This window comes from Saccharopolyspora halophila, from assembly GCF_039531955.1.
Taxonomy (GTDB): Bacteria; Actinomycetota; Actinomycetes; order Mycobacteriales; family Pseudonocardiaceae; genus Saccharopolyspora; species Saccharopolyspora halophila.
Genome location: NZ_BAAARA010000013.1, coordinates 70,711 through 88,347 on the forward strand (window position 1 = coordinate 70,711; position 17,637 = coordinate 88,347).

At 69.8% G+C, this 17,637-nt stretch carries 10 protein-coding genes and 1 tRNA gene; 3 read left to right on the plus strand and 8 right to left on the minus strand.

Going from position 1 to position 17,637, the window contains the following annotated elements; translation table 11 throughout:
* Positions 1-47: 47 nt before the first annotated feature.
* The 4 genes from ABD289_RS18180 to ABD289_RS18195 all read right to left on the minus strand — a co-directional run bounded on the left by ABD289_RS18180 (position 48) and on the right by ABD289_RS18195 (position 11,936).
* The gene (locus tag ABD289_RS18180; protein ID WP_344133916.1) at positions 48-4,997 is read right to left on the minus strand and encodes an NAD-glutamate dehydrogenase; all 4,950 of its coding nucleotides are present in this window, start codon (positions 4,995-4,997) and stop codon (positions 48-50) included.
* 141 nt (positions 4,998-5,138) lie between these two features.
* On the minus strand, positions 5,139-7,847 hold the full coding sequence (locus tag ABD289_RS18185; protein WP_344133919.1) for a hypothetical protein: 2,709 nt from the start codon (positions 7,845-7,847) through the stop codon (positions 5,139-5,141).
* A 109-nt stretch (positions 7,848-7,956) separates the two neighbouring features.
* Positions 7,957-9,633, minus strand: coding sequence for an energy-dependent translational throttle protein EttA (gene ettA, locus ABD289_RS18190; RefSeq protein WP_344133923.1), 1,677 nt, complete (start codon positions 9,631-9,633; stop codon positions 7,957-7,959).
* A 275-nt stretch (positions 9,634-9,908) separates the two neighbouring features.
* Positions 9,909-11,936 (minus strand): bifunctional copper resistance protein CopD/cytochrome c oxidase assembly protein, encoded by a 2,028-nt coding sequence (locus ABD289_RS18195; RefSeq protein WP_344133926.1) that lies wholly within the window; start codon positions 11,934-11,936, stop codon positions 9,909-9,911.
* Positions 11,937-12,026: 90 nt separating this feature from the next.
* On the opposite strand from ABD289_RS18195, the gene ABD289_RS18200 reads away from it, so the two are divergent.
* From ABD289_RS18200 to ABD289_RS18215, 3 genes are all read left to right on the plus strand, one after another.
* Entirely contained in the window at positions 12,027-12,599 is a 573-nt protein-coding gene (locus ABD289_RS18200; protein ID WP_344133929.1) for a DUF3558 family protein, read from the plus strand.
* A gap of 189 nt (positions 12,600-12,788) precedes the next feature.
* Positions 12,789-12,862: transfer RNA gene (locus ABD289_RS18205), tRNA-Arg, on the plus strand.
* 669 nt (positions 12,863-13,531) lie between these two features.
* A complete protein-coding gene (locus tag ABD289_RS18215; RefSeq protein WP_344133932.1) occupies positions 13,532-13,780 on the plus strand; it encodes a hypothetical protein in 249 nt (82 codons plus the stop codon).
* Between the two features lie 1,027 nt (positions 13,781-14,807).
* Here ABD289_RS18215 and ABD289_RS18220 read toward each other — a convergent pair.
* The 4 genes from ABD289_RS18220 to ABD289_RS18235 form a co-directional block, all read right to left on the minus strand.
* Positions 14,808-15,119 (minus strand): winged helix-turn-helix domain-containing protein, encoded by a 312-nt coding sequence (locus tag ABD289_RS18220; protein ID WP_344133935.1) that lies wholly within the window; start codon positions 15,117-15,119, stop codon positions 14,808-14,810.
* On the minus strand, positions 15,116-15,556 hold the full coding sequence (locus ABD289_RS18225) for a hypothetical protein (RefSeq protein WP_344133938.1): 441 nt from the start codon (positions 15,554-15,556) through the stop codon (positions 15,116-15,118). The genes ABD289_RS18220 and ABD289_RS18225 overlap by 4 nt, the downstream gene beginning before the upstream one ends.
* 297 nt (positions 15,557-15,853) lie before the next feature.
* Positions 15,854-16,345, minus strand: a complete 492-nt coding sequence (locus ABD289_RS18230; protein ID WP_344133941.1) for a DUF1059 domain-containing protein — start codon at positions 16,343-16,345, stop codon at positions 15,854-15,856.
* A gap of 267 nt (positions 16,346-16,612) precedes the next feature.
* Complete coding sequence (locus ABD289_RS18235) at positions 16,613-17,215, minus strand: hypothetical protein (RefSeq protein ID WP_344133944.1); 603 nt, start codon at positions 17,213-17,215, stop codon at positions 16,613-16,615.
* Between the last annotated feature and the right edge of the window lie 422 nt (positions 17,216-17,637).

A 17,637-nucleotide genomic window follows, 5' to 3' on the forward strand; every position in this document is an offset into this window, starting at 1 on the left:
GCAGTTCGGGCGGCTCGCGGCGCGGGACCGCGAGCCGCCCTCGTCGTTCATCGGACCATGCTGCGCAGCTGGCGCACCGCCACCGACAACGTGGCGAGGTCCAGCCGTCCGGAGCTCGCGATCTGCTCCAGCGACGAGTTCGCCCGAGCCAGCCGCGAGGAGTTCGCCGACTCCCAGCGCGCGATCTTCTCCTCCGCGTCGTCCTCGGGCTCGCTGGTCCGCAGGACGTCGATGGTGATCGCGCGAAGCGATGCGTAGAAGTCGTCCCGCAGCGCCAGCCTGGCGAGCGCGTGCCAGCGGTTGTCGCGTTCCAGCGAGTTCACCGCCTGCAGCATCAGCTCGAAGCCGAGGTGCTCCCACAGCGCGTAGTAGACCTCGGCGCTCTCCTGCGGGCTGCGTTCGGTGCTGACCCCGGTGTCGCGTTCGGCCAGTTCGGCGACCTCGCGGATGTCGAACAGGGCGAAGGTGTCCAGCAGTACCGCGACCCGCTCGGCCAGGTCAACCGGCACCCCGGCGCCGGACCAGCGCTCGACCTTCTCGGCCACGCCCGCCGCGGCCTGCCCGCGCAGCAGCCCTCGCACCGACGGGAACAGCTCGTTGACCACGGGCCGGAACCGCGCGATCTCGGCGCCGATCGCCAGCGGCTGCGGCCGGTTGGTCAGCATCCAGCGCGCGGCGCGGTCGAGCAGCCTGCGGCTCTCCAGCACCAGCTCGTCGGCGACGGCCGTGGAGACCTCGCCGTTGAGCTCGTCGATGTGCCGCCACAGCTCGTGCAGGTCGAACACCTCGGTGACCACCGCGAAGGCGCGCACCGCGTCGGTGCTGGAGGCGGCGATCTCCTCCGCGAGCCGGTAGGCGTAGGAGATGCCTGCGCCGTCGACCATCTCGTTGACCAGCATCATCGTGATGATCTCCCGGCGCAGCGGGTGCGACGGGATCGCGTCGGCGTAGCGCTCGCGCAGCGGCCGCGGGAAGTACTCGGGCAACCGGTTGCCGAAGGCCTCGGTGTCCGGCAGCTCGCTGGCCTGCACGTCCTGCTTGAGCTTGAGCTTGACGTGCGCCATCAAGGTGGCCAGTTCCGGTGAGGTCAGGCCCGCGCCGGAGCGCTCCAGGTCGCGGAACTGCTTCTTGGTCGGCAGCGCCTCCAGCTCGCGATCCAGCCCGGAGACCTGCTCCAGCTCGACGACCTGACGGGCGTGCACCGGCAGCATCGAGGACGCGTGCGCGCGGGAGATGCCCAGCACCGCGTTCTGCCGGTGGTTGTCGCCCAGCACCAGCTCACCGACCTCGTCGGTCATCTCGGCCAGCAGCTCGTTGCGCTGCGGACCGGTGAGCCTGCCGTCCGAGACCAGCCGGTCCAGCATGATCTTGATGTTGACCTCGTGGTCGGAGCAGTCCACGCCCGCGGAGTTGTCCAGCGCATCGGTGTTGACCTTGCCGCCCGCGCGGGCGAACTCGATGCGGCCGAGCTGGGTCAGCCCCAGGTTCCCGCCCTCGCCGACGACCTTGACCCGCAGGTCGGCCCCGTCGACGCGGACCGGATCGTTGGCCTTGTCGCCGACGTCGGCGTGCGCTTCCGAGGAGGCCTTGACGTAGGTGCCGATACCGCCGTTCCACAGCAGGTCCGCCGGGGCGAGCAGGATCTTTCTGATCAGCTCCGGCGGGGACAGCGCCTCGACGGACTCGTCGATGCCCAGCGCCGCGCGGATCCTCGGGTTCAGCGGGATCGATTTCAGCGAGCGCGACCACACGCCGCCGCCCTCGCTGATCTTGGTGCGGTCGTAGTCGTCCCAGGTCGAGCGCGGTAGCTCGAAGAGCCTGCTGCGCTCGGCGAAGGACACCGCCGGGTCCGGATCGGGATCGATGAACACGTGCATGTGGTTGAACGCGGCGACCAGCCGGATGTGCTCGGACAGCAGCATCCCGTTGCCGAACACGTCGCCCGCCATGTCACCGACGCCGACCACGGTGAAGTCCTGCGCCTGGGTGTCGACGTCGAACTCGAGGAAGTGCCGCTTGACGCTCTCCCACGCGCCCTTGGCCGTGATGCCCATCGCCTTGTGGTCGTAGCCGACCGAGCCGCCGGAGGCGAAGGCGTCGTCGAGCCAGAAGCCGTAGGACTTGGCGACCTCGTTGGCGATGTCCGAGAACGTCGCGGTGCCCTTGTCCGCCGCGACCACCAGGTAGGTGTCGTCCTCGTCGTGGCGCACCACCTCGCGCGGCGGCTCCACCTCGCCCGCGACCAGGTTGTCGGTGAGGTCGAGCAGGCCGGAGATGAACATCCGGTAGCAGGCGATGCCCTCCTCCTGGGAGGCCTTGCGGTCGAGCGCCGGATCGCCGGTGGGCGTCGGCGGCCGCTTGACCACGAAACCGCCCTTGGCGCCGACCGGGACGATCACCGCGTTCTTGACCGCCTGCGCCTTGACCAGGCCGAGGATCTCGGTGCGGAAGTCCTGCCTGCGATCCGACCAGCGCAAACCGCCGCGCGCGACCGAACCGAAGCGCAGGTGCACGCCCTCCACCCACGGCGAGTACACGAAGATCTCGTACTGCGGGCGCGGCTCGGGCAGTCCTGGGATCTCGCGCGGTTCCAGCTTCAGCGCCAGGAACGGGCGGGACCGGTCGGCGACCTCGACGTAGTGGTTGGTGCGCAGCGTGGCCAGGATCAGGCTGAGGTAGTTGCGCAGGATCCGGTCCGCGTCGAGGCTGGTGACCTCGTCGATCAGCGCGCCGACCCGCTCGGTGAGCTCGCCGACGCGATCCGCGCGCTCGGCGTCGGCCAACGCCGGGTCGAACCGCGCCTCGAAGAGCTGCACCAGCGCGATGGTGGTCGCGCGGTGCTCCAGGATGGTCTCTTCGATGTAGTCCTGGGTGTAGGCGATGCCCACCTGGCGCAGGTACTTGGCGTAGGCGCGCAGCACCGAGGCCTGGCGCCAGTCCAGCCCGGCGCGCAGCACCAGCGCGTTGAAGCGGTCCACCTCGGCCGAGCCCAGCCAGGCCGCGCGGAAGGCGTCCTCGAAGCGCTGCCGCAGCGAGTCCAGCAGCTTCGGATCGGTGCTGTCGAGCAGGCCCGACTCCAGGCGCAGCCCGAAGTCGTTGATCCAGTATTTGCGGCCGGTGTGCTCGAGCACCATCTCGTACGGGCGCTCGTCGACGACCTCCACGCCCATGCTCTGCAGCACCGGCAGCACCCGGGACAGCGTGACGCGGCCGCCGACGTAGATCTTGAACCGGCGCTGGCCAGCGCTGGAATCGCGCGGGACGTAGAAGGACATGTCCAGGTCGTCCGGGCCCTCGAGGGCCTCCAGCCTGCGCAGGTCGGCCAGGCCCTGAGCGGCGCTGAAGTCCTCCTTGTAGGCCTCCGGGAAGGCCCCGGCGAACTGCAGGCCGATCTGGCTGGTGACCTCGGCCAGCGCACCGGCGCTGCGCTCACCGCCGGACTGCTCGGCGTCGACCTCGGTGACCATCTGGTCGTCCCAGGTGTGGATCGCCTCGTCGAGCCGCCGCTGGATCCGGGCGAGGTCCGGTTCCACCTGGTGATCCGGATCGGTGTGCACCAGGAAGTGCACCCGCGCCAGGGTCGATTCGCCAACCCGGGTGCTGTACTCCAGACCGGTTCCGCCGAGCTCGTCGAGCAGCACCTCCTGCATCGCCAGCCGGGAGCTCGTGGTGTAGCGGTCGCGCGGCAGGTAGACGAGGCAGGAGAAGAACCGGCCGTAGGAGTCGCGGCGCAGGAACGGCTTGATCTTGCGCCGCCCGGCCAGCGCGAGCACGCCGGTGATGGTCTCCTGCAGCGTGTCGAAGTCGGTGGAGAACAGCTCGGTGCGCGGGTAGCTCTGGATCTCCTCCAGCATCCGCTGCCCCGAGTAGGACTCCAGCGGGAACCCGGCGCGGTGGATCACGTCCCGCACCCGGCGCTCCACGAACGGGATGTCCAGGACGTCCTCGTGCAGCGCGGTGGTGGTGAACAGCCCCAGGAACCGGTGTTCGCCGGTGACCTCGCCGTCGGCGTTGAAGGTCTTCACGCCCACGTAGAACGGGTGCACCGGCCGGTGCACGGTGGACGGGGCGCTGGCCTGGGTGAGCACCAGCAGGTCCTTGGACAGCGCGTCGGCCTGCGATCCCGGCCCAGCGGTCAGGCTGCGCGCGGCGACGCTGTCGCTGCGCAGCACGCCCAGACCGGATGCCAGCACGGCCTGCAGCGCGGGTTGGTCGTCCTCGCGCACGACCTCGTAGTGCCGATAGCCGAGGAAGGTGAAGTGCCCGTCGGCAAGCCAGCGCAGCAGCCCGGCGCCGTCGCGGGCGTCCTCGGAGGGCAGCGGCGGCGGGGTCTGCTCCAGTTCGTCGGCCAGCTCCCGCGCGGTGTTGTGCATCCGCTCGGTGTCCTCGACCACCTCGCGCACGTCGTTGAGCACGCCCGCGAGGTCGTCGTGCAAGGTGGCCAGCCGATCGGGGTCGCTGACCTGGCTGATCTCGACGAACATCCAGCTCTCCGCCAGCGCGTCGGCGGGCGGATCGGCCGGGTCCGCGCCCGGTATGACTTCCAGCAGCTCACCCGCGAGGTCGCGGCGGACCACCACGATCGGGTGGATGATGCGCAGCACTTCCGCGCCGTCCCGGCCCAGCTCGGCAATCAGCGAGTCGACCAGGTAGGGCATGTCGTCGGTGACGGTCTGCACCACGGTGGCCTGGTCCTGCCAACCGTCGGTCTCGCGGGTCGGGTTGAACACCTGCACCAGCGGACGGCCGGCGACGCGGGCCCCGGCCAGCTCGTGGTGCGCCTTCAGCGCCCCGACGAGGTCGGTCGGGTCGTCATCGACGAGCTCTTCGGCGGGCACGTGCCGGTAGTAGGCGTGCAGCAGTTCGCCGAGTTCGGGGGCGAACTCCACGGCCCGCTCCAGCAGCCGCTGCTTTGCCAGTTCGGGATTCTCGGACTGGTCACCGGATTCGGTGCGCACTTGTTCTCCGGTCTTCAACTGTCCGGGATTCGAGGTCATCTTCAGGCAGCTCCACGCATTACGGCACCTCGTTGTGCCAACGGCTCCACTTTAAGCCTGCCAGTTCGCTGCGCGGTGGGCGGGCGTCATCCCTTATTCGCAGGTGACGAAGGCTGTGCGGAACCGCGTCCGGCAGGTGGCTCACAGCAGCGGATCCGCCGCCGCAGCGTCGAATCCGGGCCTGCGATGCCGCGCGCCGGGCCCGTCGCGCGAGTCGTCCGAAGTGGACCGCGCGGGCTGCGCGGCGGATTCCTCGGCGGCACCCGCGCTGCGGTGCGTTCCGCCGCTGCGCGAGCCGCCGGAGGCTCCGGCGGTGTCGTCGCGGTTTCCCACCTCGTAGGCCTTCATGGCCTCGGCGAGGAGATCGGCCAACCCGGCGTCGGAGCTGGGCTCGGGTTCGGGTTCGGGCTCCGGTGCTGGCTCGGGAGGGGTTGTTCGCTCCGGCGCGGCCGGAGATTCGGCCGCGGTTTCGTCGTCGGCGGAGTACCTGCGACGACGGCTCGGCCGGTGCTCGGCGGGCAGTTCCAGCCCGGCGCGGATCTCCGCGAGCGTCTTGCCGCGCGAACGGCGCCCACCCGTCTCGTCACCGTCGGAATCTGGGCTCGACGCGCCCACGCCCTCGTCGACCTCGGGCTGCCCGACCTCGCGGTCCGCGGTGACCGGGGACTCGGCGACGTCGGCTTCGGTGGCCTGATGTCCGGCGAGCTGGTGCTCGTTGGCCCAGGACTGCGGGGCTTCCGGTTGCGCGCCCGCGGGCTGCGGATCGTCGGGCTGCGGATCGTCGGGCTGCTGGGTCTCGGGCTGGGAGGGGCTCGACCCCGCACCGTAGGCCCCGAGGTCGATACCGAGCTGCTCGAGCAGGGAAGTGGCCGTGGCTCGCGGTTGGCCCGCTTCCGGAGAGCGGTCGTCGTCGACCAGCCCCGGCAACTCGGCGTCCTCCTCGTCCGGCTCGTGCGCGGCGGGCGCGTGGCCCTCGGCCTCGGCGGTGATCCATCGGAGGCTGGCGGAGGCGGCGGCCAGCGGGTCGGCGTACCCCCACTCGCCGCCGTCGTGCCGACCGCCGGTCGTCTCGTCGGCACCGGGTTCGGCGTGGTTGCTGGACCGCTCCGCCAGCCACGGCGGCTCGTCGCCGAGACCCGCGAACTCCACGCGCGGCTCCGGCATCGGGCCCTCGGGCTCGGCGTGCCGGGTGGGTTCAGCGGGTTCGGACGGTTCGGCGTTCCCGGCCGGTCGTTCCTGGTCAGCCGGACCCTCGGCCTCCTCGGCACGGCTGGTCAGGGTCTCGAGCAGCTTGCGCGCGGCGTCCTGCGTCGCGGCGTAACCGCTGATCGACGACGCCTCCCCCTCCGCGCCGATGTGCTCGGCGATCTGCTGCTCAACGCTGGTGGTCTCCGGCTCGGCCCCGGCCCCCACCTCCGGCGCGACCTGCGGCGCGGCCGCGGCCTCCGGTTCCGGCCCGGGCGCCACGGCGGGCTCCGGCTCGGCCGCGATCTCCGGCTCCGGGTCGATCTTCGTCTCGTGCCGGGACTCGGCAGGCGCGGTCCCGGAGGTTTCGTTGTCCACGGCCAAGCCGAGGAAGTTCGCCCAGTCCGGCTCGATCGACTCGTCCCGGCGGCGCCGAGGACCGGACCTGGCCGGCTGCCGGTGCTCCGGGCTCGGAGCGGGTTCCGGCTGCTGCTCGCCCGCAGCAGGCACGGGTGCCTCCGGTTCCGGCTCGGGCGCAACGGACTCCGACCGCGCGTGCTGCTCGGCAGCGGCGGGCGCCTCGGGCGCGGCACGCCTGCGGCGGCGCGGCTGCCCGGCAGCTCGGTGCTCGGCAGGCCGCTCGGTGGATCGCTGCTCGGGAGCGACCGCGGCCAGCACCGGTCCTGCCGCAGCGGGCTTCCCGTGCTCCGGCGGGAACTCGGCGAGCAGACTCATCCGAGCGTCGTGCAGGCTGGACCGCCAGCGGCGGTCGGCGGTGTGCGATTCGCGCAACGTGCGCAGTGCCGCCTCCACCTCGGCCATGCCCTCGTGCGCGTGCGAGAGGACGTTGAGGGTCTCGGCGAGCAGGCAGTCCAGGTCGTGCCGCTGCGCGATCGCGGCGGTATCGGTCAGCACCCGCATCGCGGAGGCGGTGTCCCCCGCTGGCAGGTGCACCCGGGTCGCCACGGCCAGCCCGAGCCAGCCGATCGGCCCGGCTTCCGCGGCGCGAACCGGCCGCCCCAGCGCGCTGCGGGCGCTCTCCAGCCCCTCGGGGCGTCGGCCGAGGTCGAGAAGGGCCTGAACGCGATCGAGTTCCAGCCGGGCGCGGACCCCGCCGCCGTCGGCGTCCGGGTCGGTGAGCCCGTCCAGCAGCTCCAGGCCGGAGTCCGCGGCTTCGACGGCTCCGCCGAACTCGCTGCGCCTGCGGAGGTGCCCGGCGCGGGCTGCCCGCACGCGGGCGGTGAGCAACCCGGTGACGTCCCGGTTGCTCGAGGAGCCCGAGTACAGCCGCTCGGCCTCGTCGAGCACCCGGGCCCGCTCGTCGACGTCCTGCCTTCCCGGCAGCGCAGCCGCCATGGCCAGCAGCGCGTGCGCGCGCAGCGCGGGCTCGTCGTGGTTGCGCTCCAGCTCGCCGCGCAGCACGCGCAGCGCGACCTCGTAGCTGCCCGCGCTCGCCGCGCACCAGGCCAGCTCTATCCGCAGGCGAGTCAGGATCTCGGCATCGCCCGCGGATTCGGCCTCGCGCACCGCGGCCAGCGCCCGGCCGGTCACGGCCACGCCGTGACCCAGCCGGTTGCTGGCGAATATCGCCAGCGTCTCCGCGCTCAGGCGGGAGGTCTGGTCACCGGTGCGTCTGGCGAGCGCGACCGCCCGATCACCGAGCACCAAAGCAACTTCCGGGACCCGCCAACGCATGTGCCATGCGGGGTCCAGGATTCCGGAAGCAGAATCCGGCTGCGGTGAAGCGGACACGCTCGCCACGGCGCCTCCGATCTCAGCCGCGAGTCAGCTTGCGATGGGTCACGCGGTGGGGACGGGCCGCGTCGGCACCCATCCTATCGATCTTGTTCTGCTCGTAGCCCTCGAAGTTGCCCTCGAACCAGAACCACTTGGCCGGGTTCTCCTCATCGCCCTCCCAGGCGAGGATGTGCGTGGCCACGCGGTCCAGGAACCAGCGGTCGTGCGAGATGACCACGGCGCAGCCCGGGAACTGCTCGAGCGCGTTCTCCAGCGAACCGAGGGTCTCGACGTCGAGGTCGTTGGTGGGCTCGTCCAGCAGGATCAGGTTGCCGCCCCGCTTGAGCGTCAGCGCCAAGTTCAGCCGGTTGCGCTCACCACCGGAGAGCACGCCCGCGGGCTTCTGCTGATCCGGACCCTTGAAGCCGAACGCGCTCACGTAGGCGCGCGAGGGCATTTCGACCTGGCCGACCTGGATGTAGTCCAGACCGTCGGAGACGACCTCCCAGACGTTCTTGTCCGGGTCGATGTTCGCGCGGTTCTGGTCCACATAGGACAGCTTGACGGTGTCGCCGACCTTGACCTTGCCCTCGTCCGGCTCCTCGAGCCCGACGATGGTCTTGAACAGGGTCGTCTTACCGACGCCGTTCGGGCCGATGACACCGACGATGCCGTTGCGCGGCAGGTTGAACGACAGGTCGTCGATCAGCAGGTTGCCGTCGAAGCCCTTCTTGAGGTTCTCCACCTCGACCACGACGTTGCCCAGCCGCGGGCCCGGCGGGATCTGGATCTCCTCGAAGTCGAGCTTGCGGGTCTTCTCCGCCTCGTTGGCCATCTCCTCGTAGCGGGCCAGACGGGCGCGCGACTTGGTCTGCTTGGCCTTGGCGTTGGAGCGGACCCACTCCAGCTCGTCCTTGAGGCGCTTCTGCAGCTTGGCGTCGCGCTTGCCCTGAACCGCGAGGCGCTCCTGCTTCTTCTCCAGGTAGGTGGAGTAGTTGCCCTCGTACGGGTAGGTGCGGCCGCGGTCGAGCTCCAGGATCCAGCCCGCGACGTTGTCCAGGAAGTAGCGGTCGTGGGTGACGGCCAGGACGGCGCCCGGGTAGTTCGCGAGGAACTGCTCCAGCCACAGCACGCTCTCCGCGTCCAGGTGGTTGGTGGGCTCGTCGAGCAGCAGCAGATCGGGCTTGCTCAGCAGCAGCTTGCACAGGGCGACCCGGCGACGCTCACCACCGGAGAGGTACTTCACCTCGGCTTCCGGCGGCGGGCAGCGCAGCGCGTCCATCGCCTGCTCCAGCTGGGAGTCCAGCTCCCACGCGTCAGCGTGGTCGAGCTCCTCCTGCAGCTTGCCCATCTCCTCCATGAGCTCGTCGGTGTAGTCGTTGGCGAGCTGCTCGGCGATCTCGTTGAAGCGGTTGAGCTTCACCTTGATCTCGCCAACGCCCTCCTCGACGTTGCCCAGGACGGTCTTCTCCTCGTTCAACGGGGGTTCCTGCTGCATGATGCCCACGGAGTAACCGGGACTCAGGAACGCCTCACCGTTGTTCGGCTGGTCGAGTCCCGCCATGATGCGCAGCACGGTCGACTTGCCAGCCCCGTTCGGCCCGACGACGCCGATCTTGGCGCCTGGGTAGAACTGGATGGTCGCGTTGTCGAGGATGACCTTGTCACCGTGCGTCTTGCGCACATTCTTCATGGTGTAAATGAACTCGGCCATGCCCTGAATCGTAGTGGCGTCGCGCGCGGGACCTCTCGCCCGGTCCCTCGGCGACGAGCACGCGAGTTGGCGGAGTGCTCGGAGGTGAGGATGTGTCACCCGATGCGAGCAATCACACGGTTGGGAGCGTTCCCGTCGCGGCGGAGCCGCTGTTTCAGGTGAGGGAGTCAGCTCCGCAGCGCCGCGCAGGTCGCTGCTCAAGTCGCGCATCCCGCAGCCCGGCGGCGTCCGAGGTTCCGCTACCCGTCACGCAAACCTGAAAACTGAAGTACCCGTCAGTCGCGCCGCGATCCGTCCTCTTCGGCGAGGTTCTTGAGCATGGCGTTGTAGGCCTGGAGGTCGGCGTCGCCGTCCTTGTCGGCCTTGCGGTCGATGCGGCGCGCCTGCCGCTCGTCCGAGCGCGACCACTGGATCAGCAGCGCGAACATCACCACCACCAGCGGCACCTCGCCAGAGGTCCACGCGATCGCGCCGCCGAGCTGCTGGTCGGCCATCAGGTCGTGCATCCACGGCAAGTCGATGCTGCGGTAGAAGTCGGCCGCGATGGGCTGCTGCGACATCATCAGGATGATCCCGAAGAAGGCGTGGAAGGGCATCGAGGCGAACATCAGCCCCACCTTGGCCAGCGACGGCAGCTTGCGCGGCGACGGGTCGATGCCGATCACCGGCCAGTAGAAGACGTAGCCCGCCAGCAGGAAGTGCGCGTTCATCGCCAGGTGCGCCCAGTGCCGGTCGACGGCCATGCCGAACAGCGGGGTGAAGTACAGGACGTAGAACGAGCCGACGAACAACCCCAGCGCCACGGCCGGATTGGTCAGCACCCGCGTCACCGGCGAGTGCACGAAAGCCAGGATCCACTCCCGCGCTCCGGGCGGGCTCCCCTTTGCCGCGGGCTTGAACACCCGCAGCGCCAGCGAGACCGGCCCGGCCAGCACCAGGAACACCGGCGCCATCATGGAAAGCACCATGTGCTGGCCCATGTGCGCCGAGAACACGCCCATCGCGTACTTGCCGACGCCGAACGAGGTGCCGACGAGGATGGAGCCGCAGCCGAGCAGCCAGGCGACCAGCCTGCCGGTCGGCCAGTTGTCCCCGCGCTGGCGCAGCCGGTACCAGCCCCACAGGTACACGCCCGCCGCCACCAGCGACAACGTGCCGAAGACCAGGTCGAAGCGGAAGTCGAACAGCAGCCGCAGCGTCGTCGGCGCCTCGTCGAGCGGGTAGCCGATGAGCAGCTCGGCGCGGCTGGGGACGGTGGTGTAGCCGTCGGGAGGCGGCGTGCGGCCCAGCGCCACCGCGGTGCCCAGCGTGGCGAACATGATCAGCACTTCGACGGCTCCGAGCCGCAGCAGCGCCGAGGCCTTGGCCCCCACGTCGAGCTTGGCCAGCACGGTGCGCCGCTGGAAGTAGCCGAACACGCCCAGCGCCAGCAGACCCAGGACCTTCAGCAGCACCAGCAACCCGTAGGTCGAGCCCACCAGCTGATCGAACGGCACCCGCACCAGCGCGTTGACCACGCCGGAACCCGCCATCGCGATCCAGGCGACCAGCGCGATGCGGGAGAACCGCGTGGCCACCAGCGGCAGGTGCGCGCCCCCGCGCGCGGCGTGCGCGATCAGGGCGATCAGCCCGCCGACCCAGATGACCGCGCCGTAGAGGTGCCACAGCAGGCTGTTGGTGGCCAGGTCGTGCGCTCCGCCGCTGGCCGAGTGACCGGTGGCGATCAGCGGCAGCAGCCCGGTCAGGGCGACCGCGAAGGCCGCCACCGTCCAGCCCCAGGACAGCACCACGCGGCACATCAGGGCGACCACGAAGGCGATCACCGCGGTCAGCGCCCAGGCCTGCGCTTCCGCGAGCGCGTCGATCAGCGCGAGCAGCGTCGTCGTGCTGAGCACCTCGGAGACCGGCTGCCCGGTCGCGTCGGCGCACAGGAACGGCACCATCAGCGCGGCTCCGACGCACCACGCGGCAGCCGCCCAGCTCGCTGCCCGCACCGCGGCGTAACCGTCGGCGAGCAGCGCTCCGTCTCGACTCGCGGGGATCCCGAAGGAGGCGAGCAGCAGCGAGCCGATGGTGATCACGGCCCCGGTCTCGGCGAGCACTCGCACGACCGGCAGGCCGAACTGGGTCAGCGGGCCGGGGTCGGGCAGACCGAGCAGGGCGTAGTTCGCCCCCGCCGACAGCGCGGTCAGGGCGACGGCGACCAGCGCCCCGAGCAACCCGGCGGTGACAACCAGCACGCCGAGCGTGCCGGACGCGTTGCGCCGTTCCAGTGCGGTTTCGGCGACGGTCTCGGTAGCCACGAACCGAGCGTAACCGCGCCTGGGCAAGCGTCACCGAGCAGGATGGTGTGGGCGTGGCCTCCAGCACGCCTGGCCCGCTACTGTTGCTCCGTGCCCAAGCTCCTCCCCCGCGCGCTGCTTCCGCTGCTCGCGTTCGCGCTGGCCGGCTGCGGCTCGGGCGTGACCGGCCAGCCGATCCCGGCGGCCGGGTTCCAGAGCGAGGAAGCACCCCCGCGCACCCGGGAGGCGGCGCCGGAGACGCCGCAGATCCCGCGGCCGCGCAGCACCGCGGGTGTCGATCCGTGCGCCCTGCTCACCCCGGACGCGCTGGCTCCGGTGGGCGGCCCGGTCGGTCCGCCGCACCGCGACGACCCGGTCGCCGGAGCCTGCGCGCAGTTGCTCGGCAGCGCCCCGGAGAACACCGCGGCGGCGGCTTTCTACGCGCCGTACGGCGCGGTCGTGGAAAGACAGCCGCGCGGGGTCGCGGTAGCCGTCGAGGGGCATTCGAGCTGGCTCTACTGCGAGCCGGTCACCCAGCACCAGACCTGCGCGGCGGCCACCGCGATCGCGCCGGATCGCACGCTGCTGACCATGCTGTCGATGCGTGACGCGTCCGCGGCCGATACCTCGGAGCGACTGTTCGGCCTAACCAAGACCGCGCTCGCCGCATTGCCCGCTGCGTGACGCAACCTCGCTGAACTGCGGTTTCGGCCACTCCGGCGGTTCGACCGATTACGCGTTACACATTTGGCCTGTCGAATTGCTTGCCGTTTTGTACCGGCTCGGCAACGGTGCAGCGTCGTTCGCACAACTGCGGAAGCAGGCCGCTACCCTGCTTGCTGCACCACATAGGGCTGGCCACCTGGCCAAACGGCCCCCATAGCTCAGCTGGATAGAGCAAAGGACTTCTAATCCTTAGGTCGCAGGTTCGAGTCCTGCTGGGGGCGCTACCTGGCAAAACGAAAGAGCTCTAGCCGCATGGCGCCTGGACAGCAAGGCATCCGACGCTGTGGTCGGCGCATGCCGACCCCCGCCGAACAGCGGTAGAAGGCTGCGGCACTTGACGGTCTGCGGGAGCGGCTTCCGGACTGGCGGAGGAAGCTGCGCGCCACCAGCGAGGCGCCACGAACGAGCACCTCGCCGAGAGCGGTACGCCGACCGGCGCCGGTGCCCGCTCGGGTTGAGATCTCGGCGTCAGTTCTACGTCTCAGCGCAGGTCAGCATCCAGCGCTGCAGCACGTGGCAGACCTACTACCAGCGCGCAAAACGCGCGGAAGGCAAGCGGCACACCCAGGCCGTCCTCGCAGTCGCACGGCGACGCGTCAGCGCGTTCTGGGCTCTGCTCGGCATCAACAGGGGCTACCAGACTCCAGCACCAGTGCCGGTCATTGCGGCTTGATGCACCCCCGCAACTCGAGAGCATCCGGTTCGTGCCCGGCCGTTGAGAGTTCCACCAGATCAGGCATCTGAGGCACGCCGGCCGAGACGCTCGATCGGTTCCGGGCCGCCATCAGCAGCACCACCGCCCCCTCGGGACACGTCCCGGCCTACCTGGGCGAGGTCGTTGTGCAGCTCAGGACATCCTCCAGCCGCTGGGACTTGCCCGGACACCGAGCGTGGATGCGCTGACGCCCGTTGCCGAGTTCTTCGCCAGCCGCGACTTCACCGTTGCCAGCCGCACCCACGTCGCGGGCCTGCATCTGCGAGCAGACGACGGGCCGTTTACCACGGGTACCGGTCCCCTGAGCGCCGGATCGACCCTTGCCCTGGTGATGACCACGGCTGGCCGCGCGTCCTACCTCGACCAGCTCGACGGCCCAGGCGTAGCAAAACTGCGGTCACGCCTCCAGGAAGCCGCGGCCTGAACCACCGCTGCCAGTTGATCTCACGGGACGTGCCGCAGATCGATCGGCCTGCGGCCACAGTTACCGGAACGACGGAGGAGCAGGCTCGATCCGAGCCGTCGAACGCCCGGCAGTTGACAAGCGGATCGGGATTCCCTGCCCGGAACTGCAGCGTGCGTCCGGGCCACGCAACCCGATGCCAGAACCCTGTGTTCGATGCCATCCAGCCAGAGCCGTCGTGGAAGCGCGGGCGCCGGGATACGCGGAGAAGATCCCCTGACCGTCGTTGCGGGTCCGGGGGCCTTCTCTGAAAGCGTGCGGCGACCAGGCGTTTTCCTGCTCTCGCCGTCTCCTCGGGGCCAAATGGAGTCCACACGGGCAAATATGGTGATCTTCGTCGAACACTGGCCGCGCAGATCGCCCGTTGCTGAGGCGGAACTACTCGGATGACTTGCGGCGCACAACCTGCCTCGCGCGGCACGGTCGAGTCGTGCCCAGCGCGCGCTCGTTGAACCAGCCTACGAGGAGGCAGATCATGCGCTTCCGCGCCACCTTCGCGATGATCTCGGCTGTAGCGGCACTCGCGATGTCTGCGGGAACTGCGGCCGCCGATGGAATCCTGAGCCCAACCGGCGGTCTTCCTCTTTGTCGCCTGCCCTTACACCGGCTTTGAGTGCTTTGGGCGGGTGAAGCAGTTTAAGTCCGGGAGTGGGGCGGTGGTTCGCCGCCCTGCTCCCCCGTGCGGAAAGCCGTGAATTCAGCAAGCGACTTCTAATCCTCAACCAGCAGGTTCGAGTCCTGCTGGGGGCGCACAACTCGGATAGGCAAAAGCGGGGTCGATCCGGATCAATATCAACCGCCTGCTTTTCCCTCGTCGTTTCGGCTTTCCGGGGCGTGGTCACACTTTGCGCGCCCACCGTTGTTGCCGAATTTCCCCGCGCGCTCCCCCGGTGCGAGCCGCCTTCGTCCGGCAGCTCGACCGGGACGAAGGCGGGCTGAGCAGTTCCACCGACGAGGATCGCGCTGTGCGCGGGTTTCCGGTGGCCTGTCAGGCTTCGCCGTTGTCGACGAGAGCCCGGAGCGCGTCGAGATAGGCGGCGTAGGCTTCGCGCCCCTGCTCGGTCAAGGCCAGCCAGGTCCTCGGGCGCTTGCCGACGTGACCCTTGGTGACCTCGACGTAGCCCGCGTTCTCCAAGATCGTCATGTGTTTCGACAGCAGGGAGTCGCTGGCCTCGATGGTGTCGCGGAGCAGCGGGAAGTCCATCCGCTGCATCGGGGCGAGGGCCGTCATGATCGACAGGCGGGTCGGCGAGTGGATGGTCTCGTTCAGGCCGTGTCGCGGGTGCTGCTGGGCCGTCATTCCGCGAGCACCCGCCAGGCGCCGTAGACGCAGGGAATCGCCGGGAGGAGTCCGGTGATGACGATCCCCGGAACCGACCCGTCCGGCAGCACGAATTCCCGCAGCAGCACGGCAGCGAGCACCAGCACCACGAAGACCCCGGTCACGGGCCACACCAGCCGGATCAGCAGCTTGCTCTCGGCCCGCTGGAGGGCGGAGTAGACGATCCCGCACACCGCGAAGATCAGCGGGAGGAATTCCACGACCGTTCTGGGCCATCCGTCGGGCATCAGCGGAGACCCGATCAGGTGCACCGTCATCGCCACGGCCATCGCCAGCCACAACCACGCGGGCCATCGCGCGGCCCGACGCGCCTTCGCGTCGACCTCGGTGGCGTTGCCCAACGCGGCGGACGGGGTCAGCTGCGGCTCGTCCTCGGGAGTTCTCGACTCGTTCATGACTAGAAGAATGACAACTACTCAACGGTTCGTCAAGTAGTTGCGTCCCGTTCAGGGGTGGGCCGTCCGCTGGCGGGCCAGCGGCGCCCCTCAGCGGCGATCGAGGAGGGGCGCGCGTCGGTCGAGCTCGCCCCAGCCATCCCGGCGGCAACCCGTAGATCAGCCCAGCGACCCCGCTGGTCACCCGCTTGCCGGCGACCGCGAATCCCGATCGTGAGATGGTCCGGCGGAATGGCTGCCGGTGCTCTTGATCGGGGTTCGCGGGCGTCGCTGCGGCCGGGCCCGGTTCTCAGCGGTTCACAGCGCCTCGGCGCGGACGACGTCGAGGTTGTGGAACGTCGGCTCGCCATCGCAGAGTTCGCGCATCCGCTGCGCGAACGCGCCGGTCTCGGGCAGCCGGGAGTTCTCCATGGCCCGCTCGTAGGTGGGGAACTCGACGAACTCGAAGTACCGCTCGGGCTCGTCGTGCTCGGCGGTGAGCACCGCCTTGGTCGCGGTGCGCTTGCCGCCGGTCTTGTCCTCCCACTCATCCATCAGCGCGTTGATCTCGTCGCGGCGCGAGCTCTGGAACTCGATGAGCTGGACGAAGTGGTTGCCGTCGTCCGAGGTCACCTCGTCTTCGAGGTCACGGCGCACGCTCTCGCGCATTTCCGGGGTGTCCTCGTGGCCGTGCACCGACGCCGCGTGCTCGGCGGCGGCCCGGACGACCTCTTCCTCCTCGCCGATGATGGTCAGCGAGCAGTTCATCTCGCTCGGGTACTTGCGGCAGTCCGCGATCTTCCTGGTCATGACGCTTGCCCTTCCGCTTGGCGAGCCCGGTCATGCGGAGCCACGTGGTGCCGACGTCGCGGGCCCGGGCTCGGTATCCGCGCCAGGACTCGGCGCGAACGGCGTCGGCCCTGCGCCGGCAACGGCATGTCAGGAGACCGGTGGCCGGTCTGGCAGAACTCCGCGGCTCCAACGCCGTGTGGCGAGTATGCGCTGGGCAGCGCGGTGCACGACAGGGACTTTCGGCTCCGGGCGCAGCCCGTTCGCGCGACGGCGGTCAGCCGCAGATCAGTTCGGGGCGCCGGTCTTCGGGATGATCTTCAGCCGCTGGTTCATGTCGGCGACGTCCTCCTGCAGCTCGCCGAGGTCGCCTTGGATCGAGGCGACCTGCCCCTGCATGCCGGAGACGCTTCCGCCTGCGCCCGCGACCGTGCGGTTCATCTCGTTCATCCGCTCGGTGATGCCGCGCAGCTCGGTGCTCATCCGCTGAATGCTCACCGCAACCGAAGGCAGCCCGGAGGTGTCGCTCTGCAGCATCGCGATGGTGCCGCTCAGGCTCGCGATCTGGCCGTTGAGCGCACCAACGCTTTCGGCCATGTCCGGAAACGGGCCCATCAGTTCCCGCATCGCCACGATGTCCTCGTCGAGCTTGGACATCTCGGCCTTGAGCAGTTCGAGATTGCTGAGCGCGGACAACTTCGCGTTGGTGCGCTCCAGGTTCGAGGTGACCGAATCCAGCTGGTCGTGCATCCGCGAGAAGTTGTACTGCACAACGCCCATGGCGACCAGGTAAGCGCCCGCCACGACGATCAGCAGGGCCTTGGACACCTTCAGCCCGCCACCGGACGGGGAATCGCCGCCCGAGCCGCCCGCCAGGTCGTTCATGGTCAAGTTCTCCCTCGCCGGCGCCTCACCAAGACCCCGCCAGGCTAGCCAGGAACATCGCCGACTTGGCGACGAAGAGCGCCACGTCACGCGAAGGCCCCGGGAGCCGCGCCGTCACGGGGCGCCGAACCCTGACGTGGCCCCGTCCGAGCCGGAACGAGGCCACGCGCGGGAGATCAGCGGCCGAACCCGATCCGGTGGACTTGACAGTTTTGCCTAAAACTGTCGCATGACCATGTCCGTTTTGTCCGGACAATTTTAGGCAAAACTGTCACCGTCCCGACGTGAGGTCTGTGTGGAGGGTGCGGATCGCCGGGGCTTGGATCTCGGGGTCCGCGAGGTGCTCGGCTCGGGTGGGGTGGCGGAGGTCGGTGATCTCGGCCGCCGGTGTCGGGGCGCCCTCGATCGTGGCCGAGCCCGTCCGGTCC

Bases quoted from the DNA above. Each gene is read 5' to 3' on its own strand.
- ABD289_RS18180 (WP_344133916.1), bottom strand. From the start codon at position 4,997: ATGACCTCGAATCCCGGACAGTTGAAGACCGGAGAACAAGTGCGCACC.
- ettA (WP_344133923.1), bottom strand. From the start codon at position 9,633: ATGGCCGAGTTCATTTACACCATGAAGAATGTGCGCAAGACGCACGGT.
- ABD289_RS18225 (WP_344133938.1), bottom strand. From the start codon at position 15,556: ATGAACGAGTCGAGAACTCCCGAGGACGAGCCGCAGCTGACCCCGTCC.
- ABD289_RS18220 (WP_344133935.1), bottom strand. From the start codon at position 15,119: ATGACGGCCCAGCAGCACCCGCGACACGGCCTGAACGAGACCATCCAC.
- ABD289_RS18230 (WP_344133941.1), bottom strand. From the start codon at position 16,345: ATGACCAGGAAGATCGCGGACTGCCGCAAGTACCCGAGCGAGATGAAC.